22 protein-coding genes and 1 pseudogene are annotated in these 23,649 nt (G+C 71.6%); 13 read left to right on the plus strand and 10 right to left on the minus strand.

Features of this window, described 5'->3' with window-relative positions; genetic code table 11:
* Positions 1 to 46: 46 nt before the first annotated feature.
* On the minus strand, positions 47 to 967 hold the full coding sequence (locus I0C86_RS17570) for an SDR family NAD(P)-dependent oxidoreductase (protein ID WP_323373699.1): 921 nt from the start codon (positions 965 to 967) through the stop codon (positions 47 to 49).
* Between the two features lie 111 nt (positions 968 to 1,078).
* Here I0C86_RS17570 and I0C86_RS17575 point away from each other — a divergent pair, with 111 nt between their 5' ends.
* From I0C86_RS17575 to I0C86_RS43505, 3 genes and pseudogenes are all read left to right on the plus strand, one after another.
* The gene (locus tag I0C86_RS17575; RefSeq protein ID WP_323373700.1) at positions 1,079 to 1,681 is read left to right on the plus strand and encodes a TetR family transcriptional regulator; all 603 of its coding nucleotides are present in this window, start codon (positions 1,079 to 1,081) and stop codon (positions 1,679 to 1,681) included.
* A 57-nt stretch (positions 1,682 to 1,738) separates the two neighbouring features.
* Positions 1,739 to 2,395 (plus strand): annotated as a pseudogene (locus I0C86_RS43500) (HAD family hydrolase); the annotation flags it as partial.
* The gene (locus tag I0C86_RS43505) at positions 2,372 to 2,743 is read left to right on the plus strand and encodes an Mth938-like domain-containing protein (protein ID WP_323373702.1); all 372 of its coding nucleotides are present in this window, start codon (positions 2,372 to 2,374) and stop codon (positions 2,741 to 2,743) included. The pseudogene I0C86_RS43500 and the gene I0C86_RS43505, both read left to right, overlap by 24 nt.
* Positions 2,744 to 2,801: 58 nt before the next feature.
* On the opposite strand, the gene I0C86_RS17585 is transcribed toward I0C86_RS43505, so the two are convergent.
* Complete coding sequence (locus tag I0C86_RS17585; protein WP_196202322.1) at positions 2,802 to 3,242, minus strand: winged helix-turn-helix transcriptional regulator; 441 nt, start codon at positions 3,240 to 3,242, stop codon at positions 2,802 to 2,804.
* A gap of 72 nt (positions 3,243 to 3,314) precedes the next feature.
* Between I0C86_RS17585 and I0C86_RS17590 the strand changes: the two genes are divergently transcribed.
* Together I0C86_RS17590 and I0C86_RS17595 are read left to right on the plus strand one after the other, a co-directional pair.
* A complete protein-coding gene (locus I0C86_RS17590; protein WP_196202323.1) occupies positions 3,315 to 4,154 on the plus strand; it encodes an SDR family NAD(P)-dependent oxidoreductase in 840 nt (279 codons plus the stop codon).
* A 470-nt stretch (positions 4,155 to 4,624) separates the two neighbouring features.
* A complete protein-coding gene (locus I0C86_RS17595; RefSeq protein WP_196202324.1) occupies positions 4,625 to 5,452 on the plus strand; it encodes an FkbM family methyltransferase in 828 nt (275 codons plus the stop codon).
* Between the two features lie 6 nt (positions 5,453 to 5,458).
* Here the strand turns inward: I0C86_RS17595 and I0C86_RS17600 are convergent, their stop codons facing one another.
* Positions 5,459 to 7,228, minus strand: a complete 1,770-nt coding sequence (locus I0C86_RS17600; RefSeq protein WP_196202325.1) for an acyltransferase family protein — start codon at positions 7,226 to 7,228, stop codon at positions 5,459 to 5,461.
* A 495-nt stretch (positions 7,229 to 7,723) separates the two neighbouring features.
* On the opposite strand from I0C86_RS17600, the gene I0C86_RS17605 reads away from it, so the two are divergent.
* Entirely contained in the window at positions 7,724 to 8,749 is a 1,026-nt protein-coding gene (locus tag I0C86_RS17605) for an NADPH:quinone reductase (protein WP_196202326.1), read from the plus strand.
* Here the strand turns inward: I0C86_RS17605 and I0C86_RS17610 are convergent.
* Positions 8,733 to 9,818, minus strand: coding sequence for a hypothetical protein (locus tag I0C86_RS17610; protein ID WP_196202327.1), 1,086 nt, complete (start codon positions 9,816 to 9,818; stop codon positions 8,733 to 8,735). The genes I0C86_RS17605 and I0C86_RS17610 overlap by 17 nt on opposite strands.
* A 161-nt stretch (positions 9,819 to 9,979) precedes the next feature.
* The gene (locus I0C86_RS17615) at positions 9,980 to 10,894 is read right to left on the minus strand and encodes an NADP-dependent oxidoreductase (RefSeq protein WP_196202328.1); all 915 of its coding nucleotides are present in this window, start codon (positions 10,892 to 10,894) and stop codon (positions 9,980 to 9,982) included.
* A 173-nt stretch (positions 10,895 to 11,067) separates the two neighbouring features.
* Here I0C86_RS17615 and I0C86_RS17620 point away from each other — a divergent pair, with 173 nt between their 5' ends.
* The 3 genes from I0C86_RS17620 (at position 11,068) to I0C86_RS17630 (ending at position 13,852) form a co-directional block, all read left to right on the plus strand.
* A complete protein-coding gene (locus I0C86_RS17620; protein WP_196202329.1) occupies positions 11,068 to 12,204 on the plus strand; it encodes a sensor histidine kinase in 1,137 nt (378 codons plus the stop codon).
* Positions 12,201 to 12,887 carry a response regulator gene (locus I0C86_RS17625; protein WP_196202330.1) on the plus strand — a complete coding sequence of 229 codons (687 nt, stop codon included), beginning with the start codon at positions 12,201 to 12,203 and terminating at the stop codon, positions 12,885 to 12,887. Before I0C86_RS17620 ends, I0C86_RS17625 begins: the two co-directional genes overlap by 4 nt.
* Positions 12,888 to 13,156: 269 nt before the next feature.
* Positions 13,157 to 13,852 (plus strand): DUF2306 domain-containing protein, encoded by a 696-nt coding sequence (locus tag I0C86_RS17630; RefSeq protein ID WP_196202345.1) that lies wholly within the window; start codon positions 13,157 to 13,159, stop codon positions 13,850 to 13,852.
* Here the strand turns inward: I0C86_RS17630 and I0C86_RS17635 are convergent.
* Positions 13,830 to 15,497 carry a long-chain fatty acid--CoA ligase gene (locus I0C86_RS17635; RefSeq protein ID WP_196202331.1) on the minus strand — a complete coding sequence of 556 codons (1,668 nt, stop codon included), beginning with the start codon at positions 15,495 to 15,497 and terminating at the stop codon, positions 13,830 to 13,832. The genes I0C86_RS17630 and I0C86_RS17635 overlap by 23 nt on opposite strands.
* A 53-nt stretch (positions 15,498 to 15,550) precedes the next feature.
* Here I0C86_RS17635 and I0C86_RS17640 point away from each other — a divergent pair, with 53 nt between their 5' ends.
* Positions 15,551 to 16,045: an NUDIX domain-containing protein gene (locus I0C86_RS17640; protein WP_230394323.1), complete on the plus strand. Its 495-nt coding sequence runs from the start codon at positions 15,551 to 15,553 to the stop codon at positions 16,043 to 16,045.
* A gap of 249 nt (positions 16,046 to 16,294) precedes the next feature.
* Here the strand turns inward: I0C86_RS17640 and I0C86_RS17645 are convergent, their stop codons facing one another.
* Together I0C86_RS17645 and I0C86_RS17650 are read right to left on the minus strand one after the other, a co-directional pair.
* Positions 16,295 to 16,474, minus strand: coding sequence for a DUF397 domain-containing protein (locus I0C86_RS17645; RefSeq protein WP_196202332.1), 180 nt, complete (start codon positions 16,472 to 16,474; stop codon positions 16,295 to 16,297).
* An 11-nt stretch (positions 16,475 to 16,485) separates the two neighbouring features.
* Positions 16,486 to 17,322 carry a helix-turn-helix domain-containing protein gene (locus tag I0C86_RS17650; protein ID WP_230394324.1) on the minus strand — a complete coding sequence of 279 codons (837 nt, stop codon included), beginning with the start codon at positions 17,320 to 17,322 and terminating at the stop codon, positions 16,486 to 16,488.
* Between the two features lie 370 nt (positions 17,323 to 17,692).
* Between I0C86_RS17650 and I0C86_RS17655 the strand changes: the two genes are divergently transcribed.
* Complete coding sequence (locus I0C86_RS17655) at positions 17,693 to 17,947, plus strand: hypothetical protein (protein WP_196202334.1); 255 nt, start codon at positions 17,693 to 17,695, stop codon at positions 17,945 to 17,947.
* A gap of 117 nt (positions 17,948 to 18,064) precedes the next feature.
* On the opposite strand, the gene I0C86_RS17660 is transcribed toward I0C86_RS17655, so the two are convergent.
* Positions 18,065 to 19,693, minus strand: a complete 1,629-nt coding sequence (locus I0C86_RS17660; protein WP_196202335.1) for an MDR family MFS transporter — start codon at positions 19,691 to 19,693, stop codon at positions 18,065 to 18,067.
* Positions 19,694 to 19,871: 178 nt separating this feature from the next.
* Complete coding sequence (locus I0C86_RS17665; protein WP_196202336.1) at positions 19,872 to 20,420, minus strand: type 1 glutamine amidotransferase domain-containing protein; 549 nt, start codon at positions 20,418 to 20,420, stop codon at positions 19,872 to 19,874.
* Between the two features lie 189 nt (positions 20,421 to 20,609).
* Here I0C86_RS17665 and rfaE2 point away from each other — a divergent pair, with 189 nt between their 5' ends.
* Positions 20,610 to 22,631, plus strand: coding sequence for a D-glycero-beta-D-manno-heptose 1-phosphate adenylyltransferase (gene rfaE2, locus I0C86_RS17670; protein ID WP_230394325.1), 2,022 nt, complete (start codon positions 20,610 to 20,612; stop codon positions 22,629 to 22,631).
* Positions 22,632 to 22,648: 17 nt separating this feature from the next.
* Positions 22,649 to 23,554 carry a glycosyltransferase family 2 protein gene (locus I0C86_RS17675; protein WP_196202347.1) on the plus strand — a complete coding sequence of 302 codons (906 nt, stop codon included), beginning with the start codon at positions 22,649 to 22,651 and terminating at the stop codon, positions 23,552 to 23,554.
* Positions 23,555 to 23,649 lie beyond the last annotated feature (95 nt).

Below are 23,649 nucleotides of genomic sequence, written 5' to 3' on the forward strand. Positions count from 1 at the left end.
TCGGTCCGATAGCCGACTTGACCAGCAACTACGACAGGCTCGCTTGCTACCCTGCCGATCCCCATTCGCGATCCGACAGCAGCGCGTCGTCCACCGGACCCAAGCGCCGGCAGATCTCCCAGACGGCGGCACGGTTGCGCTCGTCGAGCACCGACGCGGGCCACGGGGTGGGCCGGCTCCGGCTGTCGACGTACGTGCCGTGCATCCCGGCCAGGTCCGGGCTCGACGCGAGGTGGGCACTGGACCGCGACGCGTCGACCACCGCCCGACCGCCGTAGAACACCGGCAGAAGCAGCCTCAGCAGCGGCACGACCGGACGGGCCAGCACCGGGTACGCCGTACTGGCCAGGTCCTTGTTCATCGAGGTGTAGGCGTGGCCCGGATAGGCCACGTTGACGGTGACCCCGGTCCCGGCCACCCGCTCGGCGAAGGCGTGGCTCATCGCCATCAGCGCCAGCTTGGTCTGGTTGTAGCAGGACAGTCCGACGTAGGACCTCTCACCCTGAAGGTTGTCCAGGTCGATCCGCCCTCGTGGAATGCCGCCGGCGACATTGACCACCCGGGCCGGTGCCGACGCGCGGAGCACCGGGAACAACAGGTGGGTGAGCATGAAGGGGGCGAGGACGTTCACCGCGAACGCGGTCTCGACACCGTCCTCGGTGAGTTCGCGTCGGGGCGCGACGACCCCGGCGTTGTTGACCAGTACGTGCAGGGCGGCGTACCGGTCCGTCAGCTCGCCGGCCAGCCGACGGACGTCCCGTTGCCGGGTGAGGTCGGCGGTGAGCGCGGCGACGTCAGGGTTGCCGGTGTCCCGTCGGATCTCCTCGACGGCCGACCGGGCCCGGCCAGGGTCCCGTCCCACCAGCACCACGCGGGCGTCCAGCCGGGCCAGCCGGCGGGCGGTTTCCTTGCCGATCCCGCCCGTCCCGCCCGTCACCAGCACCGTCTTGCCGTGCAGCGTCGTCACGACGACCTCCTTGGCTACGAGGTCCCGCCGGGGTCGTCGGAACCGTCCCGCCGAGCATATGACACCAGGTGTCATCTCTGACACCCGGTGTCCGAAGGTAAACTCCGGTGCGTGAACGACGACGGCGTCGCGGACGGACTGCGGGAACGAACCCGCCGAGCGGTACGCGCCGAACTCTCGGCGCTGGCCCTGGCGATGTTCGCGGAGCGCGGATTCGACCAGACGACGGTCGACGAGATAGCCAGGGCCGGTGGCCTCACCAAACGCAGCTTCTTCCGCTACTTCCCGGCGAAGGAGGACGTGGTGTTCGGCGGGGTCGACGTGCTGGGCGAGCAGGTCGTAGAGGAGATCCGCGCCCGGCCCGCCGGAGAGGATCCGTGGCAGTGCCTGCACCAGGTGCTGCGTCGCTGGGAGGAACGGATCCACGGCTCCGAGCGCGAACTGGCGGCGCACCGCCTGATCGAGTCGACCCCGTCGCTGCGGGCCCGCCGGCACGAGAAACGGGAACAGTGGCGTACCCGGGTCAGCGCCGCCCTCCAGGACCGGGCCGGTGCCACCCTCGACACCTTCACCGCCGACCTGCTCACCAACGCCGCCTCGGCCGCCCTGGACACCGTCTCCCGGGAATGGCTGCGCTCGGGCGGCACCGCGGACCGGGCCGCGCTGACCGACCGGGCCTTCGCGCTGCTACGCCCCGCCGTCCTCGGCACCTGAGCACCGCCGGAGCCGGCGGATCCGGCCCCGGTCCGCCGTTTACGGCAGGATGGAGCCGTGGTGGATGCGGTGATCTTCGACCTGGACGGCATACTCGTGGACTCGGAACCGGTGTGGGAACGGGTCCGCCGACGGTACGTCGACAGCAACGGCGGCCGGTGGCAGCCCGACACGCAACGTCGACTGATGGGCATGAGCACCGGCGAATGGGCCGGCTACCTCGGCGAACTCGGCGTACCCGGCACGGCCGACCAGATCGCGGCCGAGGTCGTCGAGGAGATGGCCCGGGAGTACGAGGTCCGGATGCCGGTCGTCGACGGCGCCCCCGAGGTGGTCCGCCGGATCGCCCGGCACTGGCCGCTCGGGCTGGCCAGTTCGTCACCGCCCCGGCTGATCGAGGTGGCGCTGGCGGCCACCGGGCTGACCGACCAGTTCCGGGTGACGCTCTCCACCGAACAGGTACCCCGGGGCAAGCCCGCCCCGGACGTCTACCTCGCCGTCGCCGACCGGCTCGGCGTGCCGGCCGAGCACTGCGTGGCCGTCGAGGACTCCAGCAACGGGGTACGCTCCGCCGCCGCGGCCGGAATGCGGGTGGTGGCGGTTCCGCACGCGTCGTACCCGCTCGACCCGGACGCCGAGCAGCTCGCCGCGTTGGTCCTCCCGGAGATCACCGAACTCACCGAGGAAACCGTGCCTCCGGCCCGGTCGCCACGGATCCTCGAGGTCGCCTGGGGGCGGATGGTCGTGGACGGCCTCGGCGAGGCCAAGGACTTCAAGCTGTACCCCGGTGGCGGACGGCCCTGGGACTGGTCCGAGACCGGCACCCGGCACGAGCCCGGGATCCAGCCGGCGGACGTCGAGGAACTGCTCGCCAACGGCGCGACCCGGGTGGTCCTGTCCGAGGGCTTCGACGGGGTTCTCCGGGTGGACCCGGCGACGCTGCGGTTCCTCGCCGAGCGGGAAATCGAGGCGTACGTGGCACCGACCGGCGAGGCCGTCGAGCTGTACAACACGCTCGCCGCCCGGGAGCCGGTCGGCGGGCTGTTCCACTCCACCTGCTGACCGGCGACGTACCCGCCCCGACCGTCGCCGATCTCCGGTGCCGAGGGACAGGGTCCGGCTACGACGTGATGCCCGCGTCGTGCCGGGCGCGGGCCTCGCCGATGACGGGCTGGTTGGCCACGGCCCACTCGCCGAGCGCCACCACCAGCGGCAGCAGCGAACGTCCCAGGCCGGTCAGCGCGTACTCCACCCGGGCAGCAACCTCCGGCCCCGGGGTACGACTGACCAGCCCGTCCCGGACCAGCCCGCGCAGCGTACGGGTCAGCATCCGGCGGCTCAGCCCGTGCACCGCCCGGTCCAGCTCGTTGAAGCCGTAGCCACGCTGGCTCAGCAGCGAGAGCACCAGCACGCTCCACTTGTCACCGACCCGGTGCAACACGTCCGAGGCCGAGCAGGCCGCCCGGTCTGCACACGTGACCGGCACCCGGATCCCGACCGCCGTACCCGGGGTCGCGCGTCGCCGTCGCCAGGGGACATTGATGTGCCTTCTTTCGCCCATTCGCCACCAGCGGAAAGGTTCAGATTATCCGCTGGCCGGACATTGGCCGCCGACCGAAAGAGGAGACACCGGATGAGGACCGTGGTGATCACGGGGGGCACCAGCGGCATCGGCGCGGGTCTGGCCCGGCAACTGCTGGCCTCGGGCCACCGGGTGGTGGCGATCGGCAGCAGTGCCGCCAACGGTGCCGCGCTACAGGCCGAGGCGGTCCGGCAGGGCAGCGCCGATCGGCTCGCCTTCCGCCAGGTCGACCTGGGCTCGATCGCCCGGACCACCGAACTCGCCGCCGAGATACGCGCCCGGTACGACACCGTCGACGCCCTGGTGCTCTGCGCCGGGCGGTACCACCCGAGCCGGGGCGAGACCGGGGAGGGCCTCGAGCGGACGTTCGCGCTCTACGTACTCAACCGGTTCCTGCTGCCCGAGTTGCTGCACGAGCCACTGTCCCGCGCGGACCGCCCGGTGGTCCTGAATCTCTGCGGTACCGGCGGCATCCGGGCCGGAAAGATTCACTGGGACGATCTCCAGCTCCGGCGGCGCTACGGCGGCCTCCGGGCCACCATGCAGGGTGCCCGCGCCAACGACCTGCTCGGCGTCGCCTTCGCGGCCCGCCATCGCGGCAGCGGGATCCGGTACGTGCTCTACAACCCGTTGTTCGTCGACACCGGACTGGCCGAGCCGTTCCGACAGCCGACCCGGTCGCTGGTCAAGCTGCTGGCCCGGCTGTTCGCCGCCCGGGTGGAGCAGATCACCCCACCGCTGCTCGGGCTGCTTGCCGATCCGCCGGCAGCACCGCTGTCGGCGTTCCGGCGGGGCGTACCGGTGGATCTGGGCCGGCCGGAGTTCGACCGGGAGACCGCGTTGCGACTGCACCGGGTCCTGGCCGGGCTGGTGCCCGAACGGGCCGGCTGAGCCGCCCGGGGCGGTGTCGGCTATCCGTCACGGCAGCCGGACCGGCTCGCGTCGCGCGGGTCGGCGCGCGGGTCGGCGGCCGGCTCCTCGTCTTTGCGCCAGGCGTGCCCGGCGGAGCGCGAAACGCCATCCGGCAAAGGCGTCCACGGGCCGGAGGGCCGGCCCCGACCCCCGCCTGCCGTATGCCGTTCTGCTCCCGTTTCGGGTAATACGAATCCGTTACGCATATTACTCCGCTCCGTATCAGGGCTGTTGCTCTAGGTAATTGTCTGCGTAACATGCCCGATGAGCAGGCCCTACTGGAGGAGGTCGCTGGAGGGCGAGGCGTGGAGCGGATATGCCAGCCGGTCCGGTGGAGCCCCACATCGCCACAGACTTCGCTGGCATCGTCGTCGGCGCCGTGGGACGCCCCCGCAGGCCGGTCGACGTGCGAAAACCCCGCCGGACGATCCGCGAGAACGGTCAACCGCATGCCAACTTTTCGATCGACGCTGCGCCGTGCCTTCCATCAGTCCGGCGCACAACACGTCCGTCGAGCCGCCCACCGGATAGCCCTTCGCACCCGGGCCGGAGCCTTCCGCAACGAGATCGGCGTGATCCTGCACGCCGACCACACCGACATCCGCGGCACCGAGCTGGCTGTCTACAAGGGCAACCTCGATCGGAACGCGGTCGCCGCCTGGCGCCGCCTGGTGGCCGAGGTCCGGCCGACCGTGGCCATCGACGTCGGCGCCAACTACGGCGAGGTCGCCTTCTCGACCTCCTACCACGGGCTTCGGGAACTACACCTGGTCGAGCCGAACCCCGCCGTACTCCCCTGGCTGCGTAAGACGATCGCGGCGGCCAACGGAAACTATCCCGGCACCGTGCTGCACGCCGGGGCCGCCAGCGACCACTCGGCCACCGCCCGGCTCTACCTGCACGAGCACACCGGCGTCGCGTCGCTACGGGTGCCGAACGACCGGGGTGTCGAGGTGGAGTGCTTCCGGCTGGACGAACGGATCCGCCTCCGCGACGACGACTCGCTACTGTTCAAGATCGATGTCGAGGGTCACGAGCAGGCCGCGCTGGAGGGAATGGCCGGACTGTTCCACAACCGGAGCGTCACCGGGATCTGCGAGGTGCTGCACGCCGACGAGGACCTGCTCGGTTATCTCTGCGACCGGTTCGCCGTCGCCCTCCAGTACGCCGGGACGGAGCGGCCGGTGGACGAGCCACAGCTCCGCGACACGCTGGCCCGGGCCCGCGAGAGCGGTTGGGGCGACCTCGGCAAGGACGTGGTGCTGCGGTCCCGGTGACCCGGGCTACGGGGAGCAGACGAAACGCGGATCGGCCCAGACGCCCACGGCGCCGCCCGACGGGCTACTGGTCACCAGGTCGACGAGGCTGGCCCGGGTGACGTCCACGTCGATCTGCTCCGCCCGGTCCGCCCGGCTGCGTACGCCCGAGGAGAACACGGTCACGTCGTCGGCCCGTACCGCGAAGGTGACCTCGGCATCGTCGGCGCCGACGTCGATGACGGCCCGCAGCCGCCCACAGCCGGCCGGCGGTTGCACGCGGAGCCGGCTGGGTGCGGCGGTGAGCACCGCGCGCGGATAGAGCTCGCCGTGCACGGTCACGGCGCCGGGCGTCGCGGCGACCGCCGACGGCGTCGATGACGGTAGCGCCGATGACGGCGTCGACGTCCCGTCCACCAGCATGGGCAGGTCGGACAGCCGGTAGGTGACCTCCGGCCGGGCCACCTGGGCCGGGCTGCGGGTCGTCACCCCCGGCCAGAGGTTGAGTGCCATCACGGCCAGGCCCACGGCCAGCACCGCGACCACCGACGCCATCGCCCGATGCCACCCGCTGCCCGAACCGGGCGCCACGGCCACCCGGGCCGCCGCGCCGGCTACCCGGGACACCGAGCCGGACGCGCCGGACGCCGCCGGCGTGCGGGGTCGTCGGGTGCGGGCCGGACTGACCCGGGCCGGAACGAGCGCCGGCCGGCGGCGGGCCGCCAGGTCCTCGATCCAGCCGAACAGGGCGACCGCCACGGCGATCAGCACCCAGACGGCGGCCAGCCGGACGGCGACGGTCGCCACCCAGCCGGACACCGCGACCGGTGCGAGCAGCGCTCCGGCGAGCACCCCCACCGGCAGGTGCCACAGGTAGATCGTGACCGCGCGCGCGTTCAACAACTCGATCAGCCGGTCCAGCGGACGGATCCGCCCCAACCAGTCCAGCCGGGGCCGGAACCGCAGCACCGTCGCGACGAAGGCCATCGACCACAGCGTGTTGCCGCCGGCGACCCGGTTCAGGTCGTAGTTGCCGCTCGACCAGCCCACCACCAGCACCCAGGCGGCGCCGGTCACCGCGAGCGCGGCCACCGCGACGGCGTACCGCCGGGCGGGGATCCGGCGCAGCAGCCCGTCGTGGTGTGCGAACCCGAGCAGCCAGCAGGCCAGGTACGTGCTGACGTTGGTGGCCTGCTCGTTGAAGTAGCCGCCGACGTTCACCACGTTGAACCGGAAGGCGATCGGCAGGGCGATCGCCAGGGCCAGGCTGTGCCACGGCCAGCGACGGAAGAGGGCGAGCAGGACCGGCGATAGCAGGACCAACCAGAGGTAGGTGACGATGTACCAGAGCACGACGTTGTAGGCCCACGCCCAGGACTGGCCGCCGACCGGCGGGGTCCGGGCGGGGAAGATCCACCACACCATCTCGCCCCAGCCGAGCGGAGCCGCCGGAGCCGTCCGCCAGCCCGTGACCAGCAGCAGCGTCACCGCCACCGCCGCGAACCCCCACAGCGGCGGCAGCAGCCGGCGCAGCCGGCGCCCCACCGCGCTGTTGCCGGTACGCCCCAACGAGCTGGCCATCAGCGATCCGGCCAGGGCGAACATCAACCCCATCGCCGGGAACAGCACGGTCAGCCAGATCCAGCCGAGTACGTGGTACGCCACCACCCGGACGAGGGCCGCCGCACGCCACAGGTCGAGGTACCGGTCCCGCCCTCCCGAGCCCGGGTCCGGCGCGTCACCCGATCCCCCGGGTACGGCCACAGCCGTGACCACGGTGTCAGGTGACGTCGTCATCGGTGTCTCCAGGTCTCCGGTCGGACGCCGCCCGACAACGATCATGGGCGACTCGTGCGTCGTCGGGCCCGGGGCGATCCGGGCCACCCCGCCACGGTGCCCCGTACGGCCTCCGCCCACCGACCCCGCCGGCAGACCGGGACAGGCGGCGTCGCCAGACGGACCTTGCCCATCAGTCCTACCCGACAAACCTGAGCGATTCCTGGTCACCGCTCATATCGGGTCCGTCGTCACGCCACCGTGAACCCTTTCGTGGCACCGGCCACCCGACAACGCCACGGTCACCGGGCGGCCACCTTCATGATCATCGCGCGGTCCGGCGCCGGCCGCCCCGGATCGTGACATCCCACACCCGCGCCCCCGAGCCGCCGGAAACCCTGCCGGGCCACCTCGACCCGCAGCAAGATGGTGAGCGGCCGGGGAGCGTGCGAGGCTCAACCCGCGTGTCGAGGCAACAGGTGATCGGGCGCATCAGCACCCGGTGAGGAGTCGACCATGAAAGCAGCCGTCTACCACCGCACCGGCGATCCGTCCGTGCTCGAGGTGGTCGACCGACCGGTCCCGGAGCCGGGCCCCGGCGAGGTCCTGGTCCGGGTCGCCGTCTCCGGAGTCAACCCCACCGACTGGAAGGCCCGGCAGGGCGACGGATCCGGCGCACCGCCCGGGCAGGGCTGGCAGATCCCGAACCAGGACGGCGCGGGAATCATCGAGACGGTCGGCACCGGCGTCGACGCGAAACTGGTCGGTGAGCGGGTCTGGATCTGGGAGGCGGCCTGGCAGCGCCAGTGGGGGACGGCCGCGGAGTACACCGTCGTACCGGCCCGGCAGGTGGTACGGCTCGGTGCCGCCTCCTTCGACCTCGGTGCGAGCCTCGGCATCCCGTTCCTGACCGCCCACCGTTGCCTGACCGTGGGCGAGACGATGCCCGACCGCCTCGACGTCGGCGCGCTCACCGGCCGTACCGTGCTGGTCCAGGGCGGCGCGGGGGCGGTCGGCAACGCGGCGATCCAACTCGGCCGGTGGGCCGACGCCACCGTCATCGCCACGGTCAGCAGCGCCGAGAAGGCTCAGCTCGCGGTGGCGGCCGGCGCGTCACACGTGATCAACTACCGTGACGAGGACGTGGTCGCCGAGATCAGGAAGATCGTGCCGGACGGGGTGGACGCGATCGTCGAGGTGGCCGCCGCCAAGAATGCGGAGATCGACCGTCAGGTGATCGGCGCCAACGGCGCGGTGGCGGTCTACGCCGACGACGACGGCGAGAAGCTCACCCTGCCCGTCCGGCCGCTCATGGGCCCGAACGCGCGGTGGCAGTTCGTCATGGTCTACACCCTGCCGCCGGTCGCCAAGGCGCACGCGGTCACGGACGTCGCCGCCGGGGCGGCGGCCGGGGTCCTCCGGGTCGGCATCGACGCCGGCCTCCCGCTGCACCACTACCCGCTGGCGGAGGCCGCCGACGCGCACGCCGCCGTGCAGAACTCGGCGGTCGGCAAGGTACTGGTGGTCACCAGCGAGCAGTGACCGACGACCCGGCGCCACCGTGCAGGATGGCCGCGAGCCGTGGGGCGAACCGGCCGAGAGTGGACCGGGTCTCGATCGCGGGCAGGCCGAGCACTGTCGAGCGGGCGACGACCACCGCGCAGTGCCGGCCGGCGGCCACCCCCGACGCGACCGCCTGATCTGCCGGCTGCCGCGACGCCGCCTCGGCGAGCGCCGCCGCGTCCCCGGCGCTGGCGGCCTCGGCCAGGAACACCAGCAGGACGTGCTGATCGGCGGGGACCGTGTCCTTCCCCGCACCGGCGTGTACGCAGGCACAGCCGGTCAGCCGCCGGGCGGCGTCCACGGCCGGGCTCCGGGCACCGCCGAGCCACATCCCGGGCAGTTCGACCGCCACGGACACCTGACCGACCTGGTAGTCGTCCCGTTCCAGCATCGCGGCCGCCTCGAACGCCAGCGCGGGCAGGTCGGCCTCCGGCGCGTACTCCCGGCCCTCGTCGTCGACGAGTACCCGGCCCGTCGGTGTCTCCAGCACCCGGTAGCCACACTCCTGCACCAGGTCGACGCTGTCCGCCGTGACCTCGCCGAGCAGGGCCGCGAGTTCCGGTTCGGCGCGTCCGGCAGCATCGCGTACCGCCTCGGCCGGGGTCAGGGCGAGCCGCTCCGCCGCGTACGACGCGAGTGCGCTGCTGACCCAGATGTCCCGCCAGTCGATCCGGCTCAGTTCGATCGCCGAGAGCGCGTCGAAGGCGGCCCGTACCTCGGCAACGGCCCCGGTGCGGATCGCGGCGAACGCGCGGCGTCGGGCGAAGGTCGCCAGTGTGTAGAGGTCGTCCGGGCACAGGCTCGACCGGAGCGCATGGCGGCCGGCGGCATCCAGCCCGGCGTACCTGGTCGCGAGCGCCGACACCACCGCGTCGGCCGGCGCGTCGACCCAGCGCCACAGACACTCCGCCGCCGAGTCGTAGTCCACCCCCAGCAGGGGTGAGCGGTCCGCCGCCGACCCGGCGCGGGCCGGTCCGACGTCGAAGAGCCCCTTGCCGGCGCCGTCGTCAACGGACGCCGCGCGACCTTCCGGCCACGGCTCGCTCATACCCGTCGACGGTAGCCGATTCCGCCCAACATCGGCGGACTTCCATGACGTCGGCACGGGAAGCACCGACCGGGCACCCGCCGCCGGAACGCGGCTGCCGGCTCGGGCTGCCGGCTCGGGCCGGCCCACCTCGGGCTGCCGTCCCCGGGGCGGGAAGAACGTCAAGGAACGAGGACGATCTTCCCGCGCAACCGCCCGGCCTCGACCAACCGGTGGGCGTGGGCCGCCTCCGCCAGCGGCAACGAGGCCGCCACTCTGGTCCGCAACCGCCCCTGCGCCACGTCCGCCATCAACTCGGCAAGCATCGGCCGGTCGAGCCGGACCATCACCGTGTGCTGGCGTACCCGCCGGGCCGGATCCAACGGTGGAGCCGGGCGGGTCGACACCAGCGTGCCGCCGTCGGCGAGCACCGCCCCGACCGCCGCGCCGATCGGCACCGCGTCCAGCACCGCGGGTACCGGCCCGAGCCCGGCCAGGTCGACCGATCGGGGCACCACCTCGGCGACGCCGAGGCCGCGTACCCACGCCTCGTCGTCGTGGCTCGCCACCGCGACCACCCGGTGCCCGGCCCGGACCGCCAACTGGGCCGCGAAGCCGCCGACTCCGCCACTCGCGCCGGTGACCAGCAGCGTCGAGCCGGGCTCGAGCGGCAGCAACGCCAGGGCCTGCCGCGCGGTCAGCGCGTTCAACGCGATGGTCGCCGCCGCCGCCATGTCGATCCCGTCGGGTACGCCGACCAGCCACTCCCGGTCGGCCACGACGAATTCCGCGTACGCACCGGCGGTGCCCCGGGTCAGGTGCCACGGCACCATTCCCGCGACCCGGCCGCCCGGCCGGTGCTCGGTGACGCCGTCGCCGACCGCCGCCACGTTCCCGGCGAAGTCCCAGCCGAGCACGAAAGGCGGTTCGACCGGGCCACCGGGGATCAGCCCGGTCCGCGCCGCCACATCGGCGGGCTGCACCCCCGCCGCGCGGACCCGGACCAGCACCTTTCCCGGGCCGACAACCGGGTCCGGCTGCTCGACCACCCGCAGCACACCGGGACCGCCCAGCGCCGTCACCGCCACCGCTCGCATCACTTGCCCCTTCCGCGTGGTCAACATCCTTCCCGGGCCCACATCCGGTTGGCAACGGGTCCGCTACCGGTTGTCGGCAACGGATCGGGAACGGCCCGGGCGACGTACGCCGACCCCGCCCCCTCGTACTTTGGGCCGATCTGGCGCGGCACCCACGCTCGTACGATTGGTTGGTGCCCAACCTCCTCCGCTCCGGGTGGGACGAACCGCGTCCGCCGCACCCGCCGCACCGGGTGTGGCGGGACTGGGCGCTGGTGGCGGTGCTCGTACCGGGGGCCGTGCTGGAGGGGGTGCTGCGGCCGGACGTTCCGTGGCGGGTCCTGTCGGTGATCGTCGCCGTCGGGCTGGTGCCCACGCTGCTGTGGCGGCGGACCAGACCCCTGCCGATGGTCGCGATCGCCTTCGGCACCTGTGGGGTGGCCGCACTCGTGGTCGGAACCGACGTCCAGCTCGACGTGATGGCGTACCTGCTGATCCTGGCGTACGCGTTGTTCCGGTGGGGGTCCGGGCGCGACGTGGTGCTCGGCTCGGCGATCATCCTCGCCAGGATCGGTCTCTCGATAGCCCTCGGCTCGCTCAGTCTCGCCGACGCGATCGGCGGATTCGCCGTGCTGTTCGCGGTCACCGCCGTCGGCGCGGCGTTCCGGTACCGGGCCAGGTCGCGCAGCCGCGAGCTGGACCAGGTGAAGCTGCTCGAACGCGAACGGCTGGCCCGGGACCTGCACGACACCGTCGCCCATCACGTCTCGGCGATGGCGATCCGGGCCCAGGCGGGCCTCGCGACGTCGACATCGCAGCCGGGCGCCGCGACCGACGCGCTCCGGGTGATCGAGGCCGAGGCGTCGCGCGCGCTCACCGAGATGCGCGCCATGGTGCGGGTGCTGCGCAGGGACCAACCGGCGGACCTCGCGCCCAATCCGCGCGTCTGCGACCTCGAACAACTCGCCGGACGGTCCTTCTCCGGCCCGTCCGTCGAGGTGGAACTCGTCGGAGATCTCGACGATCTCCCCCCGTCGGTGGACACCGCGATCTACCGCCTCGCCCAGGAGTCGATCACCAACGCCCGCCGGCACGCGCGGCACGCGACCCGGATCGAGGTGCGGGTCGCCACCGACGACACCTGCGTACACCTGAGGGTGCGCGACGACGGCGACACCGCGTCGGTACGTCCGACCGCGTCGCGCGGGTACGGGCTGCTCGGCATGATCGAACGCGCCGACCTGCTCGGCGGCACCTGCGAGGCCGGGCCGAATCCCGGTCGGGGTTGGACCGTGACCGCCGTACTGCCCCGCACCGGGTCGGCCGGATGAGCGTCCGGGTGGTCGTCGCCGACGACCAGGAGATCGTCCGCACCGGGCTGACGATGATCCTCAACGCCCAACCGGAGATCGAGGTCATCGGCGAGGCCGCCGACGGGCGGCGTGCGGTCGAACTCGCCCGACGGCTCCGACCCGACGTGTGCCTGTTCGACATCCGGATGCCCGGCATGGACGGGATCGAAGCCACCCGGGCCCTCGCCGGTCCGACCGTGGACGATCCGCTCGCCGTCGTCGTCATCACCACCTTCGACCTCGACGACTACGTCTACGCCGCCCTTCGGGCCGGTGCCCGGGGCTTCCTGCTCAAGGACGCCGGCCCGGACCTGCTCGCCCAGGCCGTCCACGCCGCCGCGAACGGTGACGCGCTGATCGCCCCGAGCATCACCACCCGGCTGCTCAGGGCGTTCGCCGACGCCGGACCCAGCGGACCACCGAGACAACCGATCGAGGCGCTGACGGACCGGGAGGAGCAGGTCCTCGCGACCGTCGCCCGTGGACGGACGAACAGCGAGATCGCCGCCGAGCTGTACATCACGCTCAGCACCGTCAAGACCCACATCGCCAGCCTGATGGCCAAGCTCGGCGCCCGTAACCGCGTCGAGATCGCCATGTGGGCCTATGAGACCAACCGGGTCACCCACGGGTCCGGCCGGGACGGCAGCGCCCGTCGCTGACCGGGGCCGACCACGCCGTACGCCGCCCACGCCGCACACGCCGCACGCCGAAAGTACGGCGCCCGTCCCGGACCTTCGACCGGGAAGGCTCGGGCCCATGTGCCGATGAGTGGCTCCCGCCCGGCCGGCACCATCGAGTTCTGACGGCGGGGAACACGCCAGCTTGGTTCCCCGTACCCCCGCCTCGCCGCGCGGCGGCCGACGCAGGGGCGGTCAGAACGACGAAGGGAACCTGCGCCATGACCTCCTCCGCCAAGTCGGCGTGGCTCGTGCCCACCCTGCTGATCACGCTCGCCGCGGTTCCGGTGCTGGCCGGTGCCGTCCGGATGGCCGAACTGACCAGCGGCGCGGAGGTGACACCGGAGAACGCCCGGTTCTTCGCCGCTCCCGTGCCCGTGCTGCTGCACATCGTCGGGGCCACCCTGTTCTGCGTCCTGGGGGCCTTCCAGTTCGTTCCCGGACTTCGCCGCCGGGGGCGCGGCTGGCACCGGACCGCTGGACGGCTGCTGGTGCCGGCCGGGCTCGTCGCCGCCCTCTCCGGGCTCTGGATGACCCTGTTCTACCCGCAACCGGCCGGCGACGGTGATCTCCTGACCGGGTTCCGGCTCCTGTTCGGCTCCGCGATGGTCGGCTGCATCGTCCTCGGCTTCGCCGCCGTACTCCGCCGGAACTTCGTCCGGCACCGCGCCTGGATGATCCGGGGTTACGCCATCGGTCAGGGCGCGGGGACCCAGGCGCTGACCCACCTGCCCTGGATGCTGTTCCTCGGCATGCCCGGCGAGACGGGCAGGGCGCTGCTGGTCGCCGCCGGCTGGGTGATCAACCTCGCCGTGGCCGAATGGATCATCCGTGGCCGGCGGACGGTCAGGACGCTCCGGTCCACCACCGGCGCTGGCACCGGCGCTGGCATCGGCGCTGGCGCCGGCATCGGCATCGCGGCGGTCAGCGGTTCGGCGGGACGGTGACCGCGGCCAGTTCGACGACGTCGAGCGCCCCGGCGCCGAAGCTGGCCCGGACCTGCTTCTTGTCGAACTTGCCCACCGAGGTCTTCGGCACCGTCTCGATGAACGCCCAGCGCTCCGGCAACTGCCACCGGGCCACCCGCTCGGCGAGGAAATCGCGCAGCTCCTCGGCGCTCGCGGTGGCACCCTGGTGCAGCACGACCGTCGCGAGTGGACGTTCGTCCCAGCGCGGGTCGGGCACTCCGACCACGCACGCCTCCAGCACCCCCGGATGCGCCATCAGCGCGTTCTCCAGGTCGACCGAGGAGATCCACTCGCCGCCCGACTTGATCACGTCCTTGGCCCGGTCGGTGAGGGTGATGAAGCCGTCCGCCGACAGGGTGCCGACGTCACCGGTACGCAGCCACCCGTCCCGGAACTTCTCCGGGTCGGGTTCGTCGTCCCCGACGTACCGGGCGGTGACCCAGGGTCCCCGAACCTCCAGTTCGCCGACGGCCCGGCCGTCGGCGGGCAACTGCTCGCCCAGCGGGCCGACGATCCGGGCCGCCACCCCGGCCGGCACCCGCCCCTGGGTGTAGCGGTAGCGCCAGGCGTCGTCCCCGGTCGCGCCGGCCGGCGGCCGGGCCACCGAGCCGAGCGGCGACATCTCGGTCATCCCCCAGGCGTGGATCACGTCGATCCGGTGCCGGTCGGCGAAGGCATGCATCAGCGCGGGCGGGCAGGCGGCGCCGCCGACGATCACCTCGGTCAGCGAGGAGGTGTCGACGGAGTTGGCGTCCAGGTGGGTGAGCAGGTCGGTCCAGATGGTCGGCACCGCACCGGCCAGGGTCGGCCGCTCGGCCGCGATCATCTCGGCGATCGGGGCGCCCTGGAGGAACCGGTCCGGCATGATCAGCGAGGCTCCGCACATGAACGCGGCGTACGGGATGCCCCAGGACATCGCGTGGAACATCGGCACGATCGCGAGTTCCCGGGTGGTCGGGCCGAGCCCGAAGGACTCCGGCAGGCAGATCTGCACCGAGTGCAGCCAGATCGACCGGTGCGAGTACGCGACGCCCTTCGGGTTGCCGGTGGTGCCCGAGGTGTAGCAGAGCGCCGCCGCGTCCCGTTCGTCCACCTCCGGCCAGTCGTACCGGGAGGGCCTGTCCCGGACCAGATCCGACCACCGATGTACGGCGACCCGCCCGCCGCCGGCCGCCAGCAGCGGAGCCGGGTCACCGTCGCCGGCCACCACCACATGCTCTACAGTGGACATCTCGGGCAAGGCCCTGGCCAGCAACGGGATCAGGGTCGAGTCGACCAGCACCACCCGGTCCTCGGCGTGGGTGGCGATGTACGCCACCTGGTCCGGAAAGAGGCGGATGTTCAACGTGTGCAGCACCGCACCCATGCTCGGCACCGCGAAGTAGGCGATCAGGTGTTCGGCGTTGTTCCACATGAAGGTGGCGACCCGCTGATCGCCGGTCACCCCGAGTTCGTCGCGGAGCGCGTGTGCGAGCCGGGCGGCCGCCGCACCGACCTCGGCGTAGCTCATCCGCCGGGAACCGTCGCCGACCCAGGTGACCACCTCGGCGGAGCCGTGCACCGTACTGCCGTGTTCGAGGATCCGGGAAATCTGCAGGGGCGCGTCCATCATCGTGCTACGCATGGCAAACAACCTAGTGTCGCAGCTCACAACCTGACCACCCTTGGAGTACGCCGATGACCAGTATTCCGTGGGCCGAGTCGTACCTCGGCCAGCTCCGGGCGCTCGCCGGTGACCGGACGTTGATGTTCGTGGGATCGCGGGCGGTGGTCCGGGACGCGGCGGGCCAGGTGCTGCTGATCGAGCGCTCCGACAACGGCTTCTGGGCGCTGCCGGCCGGGGCGATGGAGCTCGGCGAGTCGATCTCCCAGTGCGCCGTCCGGGAGGTCTGGGAGGAGACCGGGCTGACCGCGACCTCGGTCACCCCGTTCGCCATGCACACCGGGCCGGACCGCACCTTCACCAACATGTACGGCGACACGTACCAACTCTTCGTGGTGGCCTTCCGGGTCGACGCCTGGGAGGGCGAGCTGGTCACCACCACCGACGAGACGACCAACGCCGGCTTCTATCCGGCCCGGGCGCTGCCGGCACCGGTCTCCTCGACGGTGCTGGAGACCCTGGACGACCTGACCACGTTCGAACAGACCGGCCAGGTCGTCCTGAAGTGACCGGACCGTACGGCGCCAACCTCTCCGTCATGGTTCGCGGGAGACTAAGTTCCCTCAGGGAAATCAGACTGTGGCTCGCTGATGAGGGCTAGAAACCGGCTCCCTACGAGTCATCGTCTCGATCTCGGTGAATCGTGGTGCGGATCCCAACGACCGAGTGACGATCCTCAAGGCTATTGCGGAACTATTCTGCTGGTGGAGTCGAGTTACTGCCGGCCCGGCTAGGCCGGCATGCACCAGCACTGACCCTCAGCGGAGAACGCGAGCGATGAACACACGCCAGGCTGCGGGTTCGAACGCCAGCACCGGGCCGGACCGGTCCTTGCTGTCACGGACGAAGACAACCTGGGGCGGTGTGGCGACCTCGATGCAGTTGCCGCTTGATCCGGACCTGGTGCTCTTGCGCCAGGTGACGCGAGACAGGTCCATGCCGTGCCCTCCTAGGTGCTCAGGTCTGCCGCGACCGCACGCAGCGTATCCCGCGTGGGGTTGGGCGCCAGCGCAAGGGCTTGTAGCTGCTCGTGTGCCGCAGCGTAGGCGGCTACCTCTCCGGGCTGCTCCAGGTACAGCGCCCCTGTCAGGGTGTCAACGTAGACCACCCGTTCCTCGACCGCATCCGGGTACGGCTCGGGCATCGGCGGGAAGTCGAGGATCACAAAGCTGCCGTCGAAGCCGACCCCGGCCGAGTAAGGCAGCAACTGGATCTGGACGTTGCTCCGGGTTGACTCTTCGACCAGTCGGTTGAGCTGCCGCTGTAGTACCCCGGGGCCGCCGACCATTCGGCGAGCAGCGCCCTCGTCAATGACCACACGCAGCATCGGCGGATCTTCGCTCGTCAGGATGGCTTGCCGCTCCATCCGTAGCGAAACCTGTCGTTCCACCTCGCCATCCCTCATCGGGACGGGAGCACCCTCGAACGCTGCCCGTGCATACTCCTCGGTCTGCAACAGACCCGGCACCATCTGGCACTCGTACGTCCGGATGACCGATGCCTCGGATTCCATCCCGACGTACGCGGCGAACCAGTCCGGCAGGACGTCGCTGTACCGCTGCCACCACCCACGTTGCTTGGCTTGCCGGGCCACCGTGATCACGGCTTCGGCCTGATCGCCTTTCACGCCGTAGAGCGCCAGAAGCGCCCGCACGTCGTTCGGATGTGGACGGACCTCGGCTGTCTCAATCCGGCTGAGCCAGCTCGCGTCGTGATCGACACCCCGCGCGGCTTCGGCCGACGTGATCCCTGCCCGCTCGCGGAGTTGCCGCAGGGTCAGCGCCAAGCGTCGCCGCCTGACGGTCGGGCTCTGGCGTTGAGGCATGCCGCCATCTTGCCATGAAGAGTGCCGTTCGCATATTGCGTCCATCCCTAATGCGATCCGCATATTGCGGATTTCAATTATGCGTGGAACGGTGAGGGTGGATGCGGTGGTCGACCAAGGCCCAGCAACCGTGCTCCTGACCGGCGGGAGACCCAGCCATGTTCTGGATCAGATGGCTCCGACACGAGTCCCACAGTTGGCGGACCAGGCACAGGCCGGTGTGGTCGGCCCTCCACGACCGCGTGATCTGCCTGTGCGGCGAGGACTGCCAGCCGCGACAGGGGCACGTGAAGGACTTCGAAAAGCGGGACGGTCGCTGGGTGCGGGTCCGGTGAACCGGGTTCCGCGACCGGGGGACGTGATCGGTGTCGGGACAGGGGCCAGCGTCCAGTTCAGCGGAGGCCGGAAGCTCGTGCTGCGGGTGGTCGCGGTGGATGCCAGACCGACCTATTACGGGTTCGCCTGGGGCACGGGGTACGTCGTCGACCGGGAGGGCGCGGCCATCGACAAGCGGGACGTCTTCGTCCAGATTGCCGGACTGGTTCTGTTACAAGCCAGTCAGCGTCCCGTACCCCGCGCAACCTAGTCCTCCGGACAGCCGGGATTCCACGGCTGGCATGTCACGCATCTCCCGGTGCCGCAACCTGGAACGAGCCGGGGCGCGGGCCGCCGTCGACCGACCCTTGCCCCGGCGTCCGCCCGCTCAGAGCAGCGTCTGGGCGTTGGCCTCCATCTCGGCGGCCGCGTCGCCCTTCTTGTCCCTGGCCAGGCCCTCGCCCGAGGCTGCCGGCGGGCCACCGCGCAGTTCCCGGTTCGGCAGCGCCAGGGTCACCGCCACCGCGAGGATCGCGATCAGCCCGGCCACCAGGAAGACGACGTGCAGGGCGCCGACGAACGACTCCTGGATGGCGTGCCGTACCGGCTCGGGCAGCGCCAGGATCCGGGACGGCTCGTTGATCGAGAATTCCATGGTCGCGTTGGCGAACTGGCCCCGCTGCTCCGGCGGTAGCTGGGCGATCGCCCCCGGCAGCCGGTCGGCCAGCCCGCTCGCCAGCCGGGCCGACAGCACCGCGCCGAGGATCGCCACTCCGAACGAGCCGCCGAGGGACCGGAAGAAGGTGGCCGCCGACGTACCGGCGCCGAGGTCCCGGACCTCGACCGCGTTCTGCACGGCGAGGATCAGCGACTGCATGCACAGGCCGAGCCCGACACCAATGATCACCATATAGATGAACGAGACCCAGAGCGGCGTGTCCACCTGCAACTGGGTGAACAGCAGCATCCCCGCCACCAGCACGATCGCCCCGGCGACCGGGAACCACTTGTAGCGCCCGATCCGGCTGATCGCCCGGCCGGAGAGGACCGACGTGACGATGATGCCGGCCATCATCGGCAGCATCAGCAGACCGCTGTCGGTCGGCGAGGCGCCCTTGACGATCTGCAGGTAGAGCGGGATGAAGATGATCGACCCGAACATCACCAGACCGAGTACGAAGCCCGCCGTGTTGGCCAGCGCGAAGGTGGCCCGGCGGAACAGCTTGAGCGGCAGGATCGGCTCGGCGACCCGCGACTCCTGGAGCAGGAAGAGCGCCGAGAGCACGGCACCGGCGACGAACAGCCCGATGATGGTCCCGGAGCCCCAGGCGTACTCGTTGCCGCCCCAGCTCAGCGCGAGCAGCAGGGAGCTGACCCCGGCCACCAGCAGGCCCGCGCCCAGCCAGTCGATCGCGTGCTGCCGCCGCTCGAACGGGATCAGCCGCATCACGTGGTAGCAGACGATGATGGCGACGATCGCCAGCGGGACGTTGATGAAGAAGATCCATCGCCAGTCGTGCTCGGCGAAGTATCCGCCGACCAGCGGGCCGGCGACCGAGGAGATGCCGAAGACCGCGCCGAACAGGCCCTGGTAGCGACCGCGCTCCCGGGGCGACACCACGTCGGAGATGATCGTGAAGGCCAGCGTCATCAGACCACCGGCACCGAGCCCCTGGACTCCCCGCGTGATGATCAACTGGGTCATGTCCTGGGAGAACCCGGCGGCCAGCGAGCCGACCAGGAAGGCGCCGATGGAGAAGAGGAAGACCGGGCGGCGTCCGTACAGGTCGGCCATCTTGCCGTAGAGCGGCGTGGAGGCGGTGGACGCGAGCAGGTACGCGGTGACCACCCACGAGTAGTGGTTGATTCCGCCCAGTTCACCCACGATCGTCGGGAGCGCGGTCCCGACGATGGTCTGGTCCAGCGCGGCCAGCAGCATTCCGGTCATCAGACCGATCATGAGCAGACGGATCTGTCGGCGATTCAGGGTCGGCCGCACGTCGTCAGCGGTGGTCATAGTGCCTTCTCCCCCTGCTGGCACAGAAAATACCTACCGCCAGTCTTGACCTGCATGATCGGCACCTACCGGTGGCGCCGGACGGATGTGACCCCGCTCATGCGGCGGCCCCGAACTCCGATTTCGGAAGTCCGGCGCCGCCGACGATCGTTTCCGCCGGGGTGGGGGCGTCAGGGCGTCAGTGCCGGCCCTCGGCGAGTTCCTCCACCAGCTTCGCGCAGAACGCCGGCAGGTCGTCCGGCTTGCGGCTGGTCACCAGCCCGTTGTCGACGTGACACTCCTCGTCGACCCAGTGCGCCCCGGCGTTCGCCAGGTCGGTACGCAGGCTCGGCCACGAGGTGAGGGTGCGCCCCTTCACCACGTCGGCGTCGATCAGCGTCCACGGGGCGTGGCAGATCGCGCCGACCGGCTTGCCGGCCTCGAAGAACGCCCGGACGAAGCGTACGGCGTCGGGGTCGGCCCGCAGGGCGTCCGGGTTCGCCACCCCACCGGGCAGCACCAGGCCGTCGTACGCCTCGGGGTCGGCGGCCGCGGTGGTGACGTCCACGTCGTACGTCCCGGCCTTGTCCAGGTGGTTGAACGCCTGGATCGAACCGGAGTCGAGGGAGACCAGCTCGGCCCGTCCGCCGGCCGCCTCGACCGCCTCCCGGGGCCGGGTGTACTCGACCTCCTCCACGCCGTCGGTGGCCAGAAACGCAATGCGCTTGCCCTGCAACGTCGCGGTCATCTCAGTTTCTCCTTCCCTCCAGGGATGGGTACGCCAATGCCGGTGACACGCCAGATAGGCGGTGCCTGAAAACTGACATTCCCGGTACGGCAGGGGCCAAACACCCCGGACCGGCGGCAGCCGGGACACCGCGTCACCGGCGAGCGCGGGCCAGGTTTGGCCGGCGCGGCACCGGGGACCCGCAGCGGCATGGCGACAGACGCAGCGGAACAGCGCCGCCTGGCCGCGGTGGTGGAGAGCTGGCTCGGACGCGGCGTACTTGTGGTCGGCGACGCGATGTTGGACGAGTGGCGGTTCGCCGAGTCGGACCGGCTCTGCCGGGAGGCTCCCGCACCGGTGCTGACCCTGCGCCGCCGGCTCTGCGCGGCCGGCGGCGCCGCGAACACCGCCGTCAACCTCACCGCGCTCGGCGGCCGGGCCACCCTGGTCGCACCGGTCGGCGCCGACGTCGCCGGTGACGAACTGCACGACTGCCTCGACCGGGCCGGCGTCTGGGACCGGACCATCAGCCAACCCGGTCGCCCCACCCCGGTGAAACGGCGGTTGCTCGCCGCCGACCAGATCCTGGTGCGGGAGGACGAGGGCGACGCCGACGAGACCCTGCCCGAGGACGGCGTACGCCGGATGCTGAGCGCACTCGCGCACGCCACCGAGGAACTGCGCGCGGAACAGGACGGTCAACCGCCGACGCTGGTGGTCTGCGACTACGGACTGGGCGCGCTGCCCGAGGCGGTACGCGGCTGGTTGGTGGAGCATCGCGACCACTTCGCGACGGTGGCCCTGGACGCCCACGATCTCGCACACTGGCGCGGTCTTGCCCCGACGGTGGTGACCCCGAGCTTCGCCGAGGCGACCCGGCTGCTCAGCGGGCCGAATCCGGGCGGCAACCGGATCCGACGGTCCTCGGCGGTCGCCGGTACCCGGATCAGCGTCGACGAAGACGGCACGACCAGTTCCATCGGCGGCCGGGAGGTCCACGCCAGCGCCGGAAACGGCGACGAGAACGGCGATCCCGGCGGAGACCGGACCGGACCGGCGGTGTCCGACGGTGGGACGTCCGGCACCGACGGTGGTCCGGGCGGCGACGGCATCTCGGTGACCAGTGACGAGATCGGGGTGGCCGGCGACGACATCGTGGTGGCCGGCGACGAGAGGTCGAGTGCCGCCGGGGGGCGGCCGGTCGCCGACGGAGGTGTCAGCCGGGCGGTCGTCGCGCAGGCCCGGCTGGCCGAGTTGCGCGAGCGTACCGGCGCCGACGTGGTGGCGGTCACCCTGGACACCGAGGGTGCGGTGGTGGGTGGCGCCGACGGCCGGTCCCGGCGCAGCCACGCCACCCCGGTGCCGGCCAGTTACGCCGTCGGCGCCGGTGACGCGTACCTGGCGGCCATGACCCTGGCCCTGGCCGCCGAGGCACCGCTGCCCACCGCCGCCCAGCTCGCCCAGTTGGCCGCGACGACCACGGTCTCGGACACCGGCACCTGTGTCTGCCTGCGCGAGGACCTGCTCGCCGCGCTGGGTCCGGTCGACGAGGAACGGCCCCGGATCGTCCTCGACCAGGACGCGCTGATCGAACTCGTCGCCCGGCGCCGGGCCGAGGGACGCAGCATCGTCTTCACCAACGGATGCTTCGACGTGCTGCACCGGGGACACGTCCGCTATCTCGACCAGGCACGCGGCCTCGGCGACCTGCTGGTGGTGGCGGTCAACTCCGACGACAGCGTACGTCGGGTCAAGGGCACGGACCGGCCGGTGAATCCGGTGGAGGACCGGGTGGCGGTGCTCGCCGCGCTGTCCTGCGTGGACCACGTGGTGATCTTCGAGGAGGACTCGCCGTCCGCGCTCATCGAGGCCGTCCGCCCCGACCTGTACGTCAAGGGCGGCGACTATCCGCCGGAGATGGTTCCGGAGGCACCCCTGGTACGCCGCCTGGGCGGCGAGGTGCGCACGCTCGGGTACGTGCCGGACCGGTCCACCTCGGCCGTCATCGAGCGGATCCGGTCACACGGCGACGACCGGCGCCCCGCGCTTCCCGGCGACACCAGCAACACCGGCGACACCAGCACCAACAGCGCCAACAGCACCAACAGCGCCACCAGCGCCAACAGCAACACCGGCGACACCAGCACCAACAGCGCCAACAGCGACAACAGCGACACCGGCGGTAGTACGGCGGACGCCGAGGCGGTGCCGGCACCGAGCCGCCGGGCGTGAACCGGCCGCAGTACCGGCTGAACCGGCCCCTCGACCCGGGCAGCCGGGACGACTTCCTGGCACCGAGACTGCTGGACGTGCTCGTGCCTACCCGGAACCGGCCCGCCGAACTGGCCGTCACCCTCGCCGGTCTGGCCGCTCAGCGGCAGGACGGCACCACCGGGTTCGGGGTGGTGGTCAGCGACCAGTCCGACGACGACCCCGGCTGGGCCGAACCGGCGGCGGCGGCGATGGTCCGGGTACTCCGGCACCGGGGTCATCCGGTCCTGCTCACTCGGCGGCTTCCCCGGCGCGGCCTGGCCGAACACCGCGCGTACCTGCTCGACGCCTCCGCCGCCCGGTACGTGCTCTACCTCGACGACGACGTCTGGCTCGAACCGGGCACCGTCGACCGGCTGCTCACCGCCATCCAGGAGCTGGACTGCGGCTTCGTCGGCAACGCGGTGCACGGACTGTCCTATCTCGACGACGTCCGGCCGGAGACCCACCGCCACTACGCCGAATGGCCGGGCCCGCCGAGACCGGAACTACCCCGCCCCGGCACGCCCGAGTGGGAGCGGGCGCAGATCCACTCGGCCGCCAACCTGCTGCACGTCACCGCGTCCCGTCGCCTGCCGCCGGGCCAGTGGCGGGCGTACAAGGTCTCCTGGATCGGCGGATGTGTGCTCTACGACCGGTCCCGGCTGCGCGACTCCGGAGGGTTCGACTTCTGGCACCGACTCGACCCGGGCCACCAGGGCGAGGACGTGGCCGCCCAACTCGCGGTGATGAGCCGGTACGCCGGAGCCGGGGTGCTGCCCAGCGGCGCGTACCACCTGGAGGCACCGACCACGGTCACCGAGCGGACCGTGGAGGCCTGGGAGGCCGTGCTCGCGGACGGCCCGAGCGCTGGACCACCCACCGATCGGTCTGGGTCTGCATGAGCAGCCGGAGCGCGAGGCTGTGCACGGCGGTCGGGGCCGGCTGGCTGGCGGCGGCGCGGTAGCGGTAGCGGTAGCGGTAGTGGTAGCGGTAGCGG

Origin of the sequence: Plantactinospora alkalitolerans (genome assembly GCF_015690345.1) — a bacterium.
GTDB lineage: Bacteria > Actinomycetota > Actinomycetes > Mycobacteriales > Micromonosporaceae > Plantactinospora > Plantactinospora alkalitolerans.

What these genes read in the sequence shown, in the direction of transcription:
- I0C86_RS17585 (WP_196202322.1), bottom strand. Translation starts at nt 3,242, where the DNA reads ATGGGCGAAAGAAGGCACATCAATGTCCCCTGGCGACGGCGACGCGCG.
- I0C86_RS17590 (WP_196202323.1), top strand. Translation starts at nt 3,315, where the DNA reads ATGAGGACCGTGGTGATCACGGGGGGCACCAGCGGCATCGGCGCGGGT.
- I0C86_RS17595 (WP_196202324.1), top strand. Translation starts at nt 4,625, where the DNA reads ATGCCAACTTTTCGATCGACGCTGCGCCGTGCCTTCCATCAGTCCGGC.
- I0C86_RS17600 (WP_196202325.1), bottom strand. Translation starts at nt 7,228, where the DNA reads ATGACGACGTCACCTGACACCGTGGTCACGGCTGTGGCCGTACCCGGG.
- I0C86_RS17605 (WP_196202326.1), top strand. Translation starts at nt 7,724, where the DNA reads ATGAAAGCAGCCGTCTACCACCGCACCGGCGATCCGTCCGTGCTCGAG.
- I0C86_RS17610 (WP_196202327.1), bottom strand. Translation starts at nt 9,818, where the DNA reads ATGAGCGAGCCGTGGCCGGAAGGTCGCGCGGCGTCCGTTGACGACGGC.
- I0C86_RS17615 (WP_196202328.1), bottom strand. Translation starts at nt 10,894, where the DNA reads ATGCGAGCGGTGGCGGTGACGGCGCTGGGCGGTCCCGGTGTGCTGCGG.
- I0C86_RS17625 (WP_196202330.1), top strand. Translation starts at nt 12,201, where the DNA reads ATGAGCGTCCGGGTGGTCGTCGCCGACGACCAGGAGATCGTCCGCACC.
- I0C86_RS17635 (WP_196202331.1), bottom strand. Translation starts at nt 15,497, where the DNA reads ATGCGTAGCACGATGATGGACGCGCCCCTGCAGATTTCCCGGATCCTC.
- I0C86_RS17640 (WP_230394323.1), top strand. Translation starts at nt 15,551, where the DNA reads ATGACCAGTATTCCGTGGGCCGAGTCGTACCTCGGCCAGCTCCGGGCG.
- I0C86_RS17645 (WP_196202332.1), bottom strand. Translation starts at nt 16,474, where the DNA reads ATGGACCTGTCTCGCGTCACCTGGCGCAAGAGCACCAGGTCCGGATCA.
- I0C86_RS17660 (WP_196202335.1), bottom strand. Translation starts at nt 19,693, where the DNA reads ATGACCACCGCTGACGACGTGCGGCCGACCCTGAATCGCCGACAGATC.
- I0C86_RS17665 (WP_196202336.1), bottom strand. Translation starts at nt 20,420, where the DNA reads ATGACCGCGACGTTGCAGGGCAAGCGCATTGCGTTTCTGGCCACCGAC.
- rfaE2 (WP_230394325.1), top strand. Translation starts at nt 20,610, where the DNA reads ATGGCGACAGACGCAGCGGAACAGCGCCGCCTGGCCGCGGTGGTGGAG.